This is a genomic window from Loktanella sp. SALINAS62, from assembly GCF_018263905.1.
Taxonomy (GTDB): Bacteria; Pseudomonadota; Alphaproteobacteria; order Rhodobacterales; family Rhodobacteraceae; genus Loktanella.
Map to the genome: position 1 here is coordinate 19219 of NZ_JAAFZU010000022.1, position 7897 is coordinate 27115.

Annotated in this window: 6 protein-coding genes and 1 pseudogene; 6 read left to right on the forward strand and 1 reads right to left on the reverse strand. The window is 64.5% G+C overall.

From position 1 onward, the window contains the following. The first annotated feature begins 135 nt into the window (after positions 1 to 135). The 6 genes from GZH79_RS07455 (at position 136) to GZH79_RS07480 (ending at position 7172) form a co-directional block, all read left to right on the forward strand. On the forward strand, positions 136 to 1308 hold the full coding sequence (locus GZH79_RS07455; RefSeq protein WP_211643161.1) for a glycosyltransferase: 1173 nt from the start codon (positions 136 to 138) through the stop codon (positions 1306 to 1308). Beyond that, on the forward strand, positions 1305 to 2336 hold the full coding sequence (locus tag GZH79_RS07460) for a glycosyltransferase family 2 protein (protein WP_211643162.1): 1032 nt from the start codon (positions 1305 to 1307) through the stop codon (positions 2334 to 2336). The genes GZH79_RS07455 and GZH79_RS07460 overlap by 4 nt, the downstream gene beginning before the upstream one ends. Beyond that, complete coding sequence (locus GZH79_RS07465; protein WP_211643163.1) at positions 2333 to 3283, forward strand: glycosyltransferase family 2 protein; 951 nt, start codon at positions 2333 to 2335, stop codon at positions 3281 to 3283. The genes GZH79_RS07460 and GZH79_RS07465 overlap by 4 nt, the downstream gene beginning before the upstream one ends. Then, complete coding sequence (locus GZH79_RS07470; RefSeq protein ID WP_211643164.1) at positions 3280 to 5670, forward strand: GNVR domain-containing protein; 2391 nt, start codon at positions 3280 to 3282, stop codon at positions 5668 to 5670. The genes GZH79_RS07465 and GZH79_RS07470 overlap by 4 nt, the downstream gene beginning before the upstream one ends. 91 nt (positions 5671 to 5761) lie before the next feature. Beyond that, a complete protein-coding gene (locus GZH79_RS07475) occupies positions 5762 to 6031 on the forward strand; it encodes a hypothetical protein (protein ID WP_211643165.1) in 270 nt (89 codons plus the stop codon). Between the two features lie 64 nt (positions 6032 to 6095). Then, positions 6096 to 7172 (forward strand): glycosyltransferase family 2 protein, encoded by a 1077-nt coding sequence (locus tag GZH79_RS07480; protein ID WP_211643166.1) that lies wholly within the window; start codon positions 6096 to 6098, stop codon positions 7170 to 7172. On the opposite strand, the pseudogene GZH79_RS07485 reads toward GZH79_RS07480, so the two are convergent. After that, a pseudogene (locus GZH79_RS07485) lies at positions 7067 to 7897 on the reverse strand (glycosyltransferase family 2 protein); the annotation flags it as partial. The gene GZH79_RS07480 and the pseudogene GZH79_RS07485 overlap by 106 nt on opposite strands.

Sequence of the window (7897 nt, forward strand, 5' to 3'; positions counted from 1 at the left end):
TTGGGGGGCACAGCGCCGCAGGGCCTGGGTCCCAAAGCCGCTGGCCAAACAAAACAGGGTGTGGCGCCCAAAGCCGCGGTGCGCCCGTTCGGTATGGACGGGCATCCCGCACCCAAGAGACAGGGGCTTTAGCGTGTGACGAGGATCCTTTATTTCGCCCATGACCTGGATGATGCTGCGATCTGGCGGCGGCGGGCGATGCTGGCCTATGCCGATGCAAAGGTCGACCTTGTCGGCTTCCGGCGGCAGGCCGGACGTCTTCCGGGCCCGGCACGGGTTCTGGGCCGGACGCGGAATGCCCGGATGGGGCAACGCCTGCGCGCCATCGTTCAGGCGCGCATCGGTCTTCGCGCCGCACTGCAGGGCGTAGGTCGGCCGGATGTCATTCTGGCACGCAACTTGGAAACCCTGCCGCTGGCGCTTGCCGCCGCACGCCGGTTTGCGCGCCCGGTGCGCCCACAGGTCGTCTACGAAGTGCTCGACATCCACCGGCTCATGCTGCGTGGCGACGCCTTGGGCCGCGGTTTGCGCGCCACGGAACGCAAACTGATGCAGGGTGCAGACCTTGTGATCGTGTCCTCACCCGCCTTCAAGCGGAACTACTTCGACCGGTATCAGACCACAGCGCCCCCGGTGCATCTGGTCGAAAACCGCGTGGTCATCGGGCAGGACGCGAACCTTGTCGCACCGGCCCGCGCGGGCCGGGTGCAGCCGGACGGTCCACTGGTCGTGGGCTGGTTCGGCATTCTGCGCTGCCGGACATCGCTCCACTGTCTTGACGCCGCCACCCGCGCCGCGCCCGGACGGCTGCGGATCATGTTGCGGGGCCGTCCGGCGCGGGACGAGCTCCCCGAATTCGACACCGTGGTCGCCAACAACCCGGACCTCGTCTTCGGCGGGGCCTATGCCTATCCCGACGACCTGTCCCGGATCTACGGCGAAGTCGATCTTGCCTGGCTGGTGGACCGCTATGATGCGGGGCAAAATTCGGACTGGCTTCTGCCCAATCGCTACTACGAAAGCGGGTTGTCCGGTGTGCCACCCATCGCCCTTACCGGAACTGAGGTGGGTCATGAATTGGCGCGCCACGGCATCGGCCTTTTGCTCGACAGCACTGAACCCGACGCAGTGGCGCGCACCTTGGCCACCGTCACACCCACGCGGCACGCCAGCTTGTGCCGGGCGCAGCGAGCACTGCCACAATCGACTTGGGTCGCGGGACCGGCTGCGGCGCGCGCGCTCGTCGCCCGCCTGCGTGGCGAAGGTGACACGCAGGCGATCTCCATCGGCAAGGCGGCAAGGACATGACCGAACGGCGCGACAGCGGCGCGCTCGTGGTTATCCCGACTCTGAACGAGGCGGCGCATATCGGCGCGCTTCTGGACCAATTTGGTGCCTTTGCCGAACGCGAGGCGGCAGCCGGGCGCAACAGTATCGTCGTGGTAACGGACGGCGGATCGACGGACGGGACGCAGGCCATCGTCAGATCCCATCCGGCAGCGGCCAAAGGACGGGTCGTGCTGATCGACAACCCCGACCGTATCCAGAGTGCTGGAATAAACCGCGCGGTGGACCGTCATGGCGACGGCCGGGTATGGTTGATCCGGATCGACGCACATGCCCGCTATCCCGACAATTATTGCGACGTTCTGATCGCAGAGGCCGAAGCCACCAGTGCGCCCAGCGTGGTCGTGGCGATGCGGGCGGTCGGGGACGGCCAGCCGCAAGCCGCCATCGCACTGGCGCAGAATTCGCCCATTGGCAACGGCGGTGCGTCCCACCGGACCGGCGCAGGCGGCCGACAGGTCGACCACGGGCATCATGCGCTGATGCAGCTTGATGCCTTCCGGTCGGTGGGCGGCTACGATCCCGGCTTCGCCCATAACGAGGATGCCGAGCTTGACCTGAGACTTGCCGCACAGGGGTGCGAAATCTGGCAGACCGCGCGGACCCACATCGACTATATCCCGCGTGCCTCGTTCCGCGCCCTTGCCCGACAATACGCCCGGTTCGGTGCCGGAAGGGCTGCAACGATGTGCAAGCACCGCATCCGGCCGCGGTTACGCCAGATGATCGTCATCGCACTGGCACCGCTGGTGTCTCTTGCCGCGCTCACCCCGGTCTGGGCAGGGTTCGCTGTCCCGGCACTCGTATGGGTCGTGACCTGCCTTATCGCCGGGCAGATCGTGGCGCGCGGCCGCGCCGGGGTGAGGGCCGGGATGCTGACTGGCATCGCCGCAGGTGTGATGCATCTCGCATGGTCAGCCGGGTTCTGGCACTTCATCCTGACACCGCAGCAGGTCAGCCGACCCCACATCAGGGAGACATCCCAATGACAGACGAAAACCGTCATGCCATCGGCGTCTGCACCTTCCGGCGACCGGGCCTTGCCGACACGCTGGCCACGCTCGCAAAGCAAAGCGCGCCACCGGGCGGACTGATGATCCTTGTGGCCGACAATGACGAAGACCCGACGGCGCAGGAACTGGTCGCTGATTTCGCGCAACAATCCCCGCACGCGGTCATTTATCTCCACGCCCCGGCGCGCAACATATCGGTCGCCCGCAACGCGATCCTTGCGGCAGCGCGCGGGCGCGGCCTGCGCTTTCTTGCCTTTATCGACGACGATGAACTGGCGCCGCCGGACTGGTATCACAATCTTCTGCGCGCGGTGTCGGAATCGCGGGCCGATGCGGCCGTCGGCCCGGTGCGCGCGATCTATCCCCCGGATTCGCCGGGCTGGATGGCGCGGACGCAAAGCCACGACACCCGCCCCGAAACCGACCGGCATGGGCGGCCCATCGCGGGTCACTCTTGCAATGTCATCATCGACCTGAAGGCTGCGGCCTTTGATGGACTGCTTTTCAGCCCCGCCCGCGGGCGAACCGGGGGCGAAGATACCGCGTTTTTCCGTGCGGCGCAGCAGCGCGGCGCAGTCCTGGCGCTGGTGCCCGATGCCGAAGTGACCGAGACGGTCCTGCCGGATCGCGCGCGGCTGGGATGGTTGCTGCAGCGGCGCTACCGGATGGGGCAGACCCACGGCAGTCTTTTGGCAGCACAGGACGGGCAAGGTCGGTTCAGGCGTGCAGCCGTTTCGGCAGCCAAGCTGACGTGGTGCGCGGGTGCGGCGCTTTTGGCCCTGCCGGTCGCGACAGGTCGCAACACGGCACTGGTCCGTGGGGCATTGCATGCGGGCGTCCTGGCCGACGCAATCGGTCTGGCCCGTGTCGAACCATATGGCGCGCCAACCGGCGCAATTGAAACAGAACGAGGCGGATCGTGAATCAATTCGGCATCGCCTTGCGTAACAGTGACCGACGGATGGATCAGGGACCGCCACCCAAAGAGTCCGGCACTGTCATCGATTTCGACCGCATCCTTGCCGGGTTCCGCCGCCAGCGTGCGATCCTTGCCCTGTGGATCTTTGTGATGTGCGTTCTCGCCATTGCAATCACCGTGACCACACCGCCGACCTTCCGCGCGTCCGCAACGCTGATGATAACCGATGATGGCGGGTCGGAAACGATTGGTGCGATCGGCGCCCAAGGCGCGCTGACCGCCGACGAAATCCAGACCGCAGAGCAGATATTCCGGTCGCGCGCACTGGCCATGCAGGTCACCGACCGGCTGGAGCTGCAGGACGATCCCCGCTTCACTGATCGCCCTGTGGCTATGGCCAGCGCCCTGATAGAAAGTGCGATGGGCGCAGCGCGCGACGCGGTCGATTTCGTCGTGTCGCTTTTCCTGCCCGCAGAGGACGCCCCCACCGGCCCACCGATGACAGAGGCGGAAATGGACGCGGCACAAAGGCAGGCCGCAGCCCGAAACCTGCAATCTGGGATCAATGTGTATCAGGTTGGGCGCAGCACCGCGATCAACATCGCCTTTAACCTGCACGACCCGGTCCTGGCCGCAGAAATCGTCAACGCCTACGCCGACACCTATGTCACCGACCAGTTGACGGCCTCTTTCGAGCGCAGCGCCCTGACAACAGAATGGCTGCAGCAACGGCTTGATGAGCTTGAGGCCGATTCACGTCAGGCCGCCATGGACGTTCAGCAATATCGGTCTGAAAACGATCTGATGACAGTCCGCGACACGCTGGTATCCGAAGGCAATGTGGACCGCTTCAACCTGGAACTGACCGAAGCCCGTGCCGAGGCCGCGCGCCTGCGCGCCCGGGTCAGAGCCTATGAGGCGGCCCTTGCGCTTGACGCTGAAACGCTGCTCGAGGACGACGCACTGCGCCTCAGCCTTCCGGGCAATGAACAGTTCAACACGCTCCGTGAAACGCTCAACAGCCTGCAGGCGCGGCGGGCGGAAATCGTGCGTGATTTCGGACCCGATCATCCACAGCTGGCGACACTCGACCGTCGGCTTGGTGATGCCGCACGCAGGCTGCATGCCGAGATGGAGCGGCAGGTAGAGGTTGCGCGCGGCGAACTGGAAGTTGCCGAAACGCAGGTGGCGTCGCTGCAGCAGGTTCTTGACCCCGCAGTCGCCACAAATGACGAAGCGTCCCGCGCATTGGTTGAACTGCGCCTGCTGGAACAACGGGCAGAGTCGCTCGCCCGACTGCACGAGGCGTTTCTTGTCGAGTTGCAGGAAGCCGGGCAGCTTGCCTCTTTCCCGGTTGCGAATGTTCGCATCCTGACCCCCGCCGATGTGCCGCGCGATCCCATTTCACCTTCCAAGCGGCGGGCGGTCATGCTGGCCGTGATCCTTGCGCTTCTGTTCGGCACAATCCACGCTGTCTGGCGGGAGTGGCGCGACCGCGGCGCACGAAGCGAACGGGACGTGACCGAAGAACTGGGCCAGCCGTTTCTGGGTTATCTTCCCTCGCTGGGCCGGCGCGACAGGCTGGCACCAAACACCGTCGCGGCACTGAAGGGCCACAGAAAGAAAAAATGGGCCAAGGAACTTGCCCAGTCGCTTCAAGAGCGTCCGCGCCCGACGCCTGAAACCGTCGGGATGCCCGTCATCGACTTTCCGCTGGCCAGTATCGCAGATCCCAATTCGCCCTACTGCGAAACGTTGCGCCGGGTGCGCAACGCGATCGGTCGGACCAATGGCGGGCAAGGCGGGGTTCTGGGGATCACCTCCTTGTTGAGCGGTGAAGGGAAAACGCATGTCGGCACCGACCTTGCGGATATCCTATCGCTTCAGAACGGACCGACACTGCTGATGGATTGCGATGTTCGAAGCCTCAGCCTGAGCCGGGCCGTCGGGATCAGGAATGGCATAAAAATAGAGGACGTTCTGGAAAACAGGGTCGATTGGCGCCAGTCGCTGGTCCGTCTTGGCGGAACAGAGGTCGATGTCCTGGGATGGGATAGCAGTGCCGGGATTGGCAAACCGAGCGAACTTCTCGGGTCGGACAAGATGCTTCAATTGATCATGGATGCAGCACAGCAATACCAGACCGTCGTGCTTGACCTCGCAGCGATCAGCCCCACCGTGGACGTCAGGGAACTGATGCCCGTCATCGACCAGATCGTCTTTCTGGCGCAATGGGGCCGCACGCCCCTTGTGTCGTTGCAGCGCGCACTGAAGACAGAACCAGAGATGCGGGACCGGATGGTCGGCGTCGTGCTGAACCAGGTGAACCTGCGGCAGTTGCGCAGCTATGCCGAGCCCGAGGTCAGCGCATATCTGAACTATGGAAGCTAAACTGGTCGATACGGAGGATTGAACATTAAAACCGTTCCGCACATAATAAGACACTGCTATTTACCACCTAGGGTTGAATCGGGGTCAGTGCGTGCGTCTATCTTATTTCCTGATGGGAAGCTTGGTTGCGACCGTCGCCGCCATTGTCGCGGCCATGATGACAGACATGGTCTGGTACGCCGTGATCGGACTGGCCGTATCGGTCTGGGTCACAGCCCAAGTGCTTTATGTTGTTCTCATCGGGATCATGGCACGCAAGGCAAAGACCAACGACGACCCCCAATCGCACAGCCCGGGATGGCTGGCTGGGCCGGACGGCAAGGCCACGCCCAAAACACTGTCCGACACCGACAGGACCTGACCGTCCACCCTATCCCTGTTGCAAATCCAGCTGATTTTTCGCCGTCACGGGCGCCTGTGCTGCTATGACGCACCCCAGCTTTTCCATCATCATTGCCGTCTACAATGGCGAAGCGACACTGGCACGGGCGGTCACGTCGGCGCTGCACCAGCCGCAAACAGCCGAGGTGATCGTCGTTGACGATGCTTCGACCGATGGGACCCGCGATCTCGTGGCCAAGCTGGCAGCCGACGATCCGCGCGTGCGTCTGATCGCGCTGGATACCAACGGCGGACCCGCACGGGCGCGCAACCGGGGGATCGACGCAGCACACAGTCCCTGGATCGCACTGCTGGACGCAGACGATTTCTTTCTGCCCGACCGGCTGTCGCGCCTTGCGCACCTGCCCGACCACGACATGGCTGCGGACGACATCGCCTTTGTGTCGGACGATCAGGCCGATCGGCTTGACCCCCACATCTTTGATGTCCCGGCCACGGCCACGCCACTCGATACCGCCGGTTTTGCCATCGGGAACATCACCGGCCGTCGCAGACGGGGTGAGATGGGGTTTCTGAAACCCGTGATGTCACGGGCTTTTCTCGACCGGCATGGGCTGCGCTACGATGAAACGTTGCGTCTGGGCGAAGATGTGGACCTTTATCTACGTGCGCTTCTGGCTGGCGCGCGTTTTATGCTTTTACCACGCGTCGGTTATGCCGCGATCGTTCGGCCCGGTTCGCTGAGTGCAGCACATGGTGCGGCAGATCTTGCGGCCCTGCACGATGCATTGATGCGCAATGCACAAAGCGCTCCCGAAGGCGCGCCCGCGAGAGCTGCGATCTCCACCTTGGCAGCACAGGTGCGGCAGCGGCGCGACCACCGCCTGTTTCTCGATCACAAGGCTGCAGGGGGATTTCTGGCCGCTCTCCGCTTTGCCTTTTCCGGGCGGGGCCGGGTCGGGCCAATCGCGCGCGATATTCTGCGCGACAAACTGCAGGTGCGTCAGGCCGACGTCATCCCGCGCGACGTCGGGTTCCGCACCCTGCTTGGTGATCAGGGGGCCGGTGTCACCGCATCGAGCGGGGGCAACACCGCCACATCGGGCAGCACTTCTCCCGGCAAGAGGTCCACGGCGATCCGCCGCGCACCCGGCAAATAGCCAAGCGCGACAAGAGCGTCCGCACCGGTCACCGTCACGTCAAGCGCACCCTCGCCAAAAAGTGCGGCAAGCCGACCCGCAAGCTGGGCATGGCCCGTGGCCGGTCGGTCCACGGGCATGGGCGGGACGGTCAAGTCAACGGCATCACCCGCTGCAGGCGGGCTCAGACCGTCCGCGATCAGGCGCACGTGGATCACGTCGCTCTGGCGCGTCTGGACGCCCGCGCGGCGGCGCTGCCGCCTTTCGCTCAGGCTGCGGGCCAGGTCGGTGATCAGGGCCGGCCGCCGCAACAGATGCCCCACGGCAGTCACCGCATGTCGTCCCTTGATCGCCGCCACAAGCCGCTCATAGGCGATGGCGCGGTCAAGCATCCGACGACGGTCCACGAGTGTGGCAGACAGCTTTGACGCCCCCGCATGGGTGGCGCGGTCGGCAAGCCGGTCATGCGCGGCGATCTGCCGTTGCAGGTGATCGACCGACAGGCGGTGCGACAACGACGCCGCATGCCGCCGGTAAAGATAGGTCGGATCAGGCCACAACAGAAAGGTCAGGCCGTGCATCAGCAGCCGCAGGCAGAAATCGAAATCCTCTCCGATGGCGACGGTTTCGTCATAGCGCATCGCCCCCAGTGCGCCGCGCCGGATCAGCGGTTTGCAATAGCCAAGCGATCCCAGAGACCGTGAAAGATCACTGCGCACGAACCACGCGGCGTCGATATGGCGGGG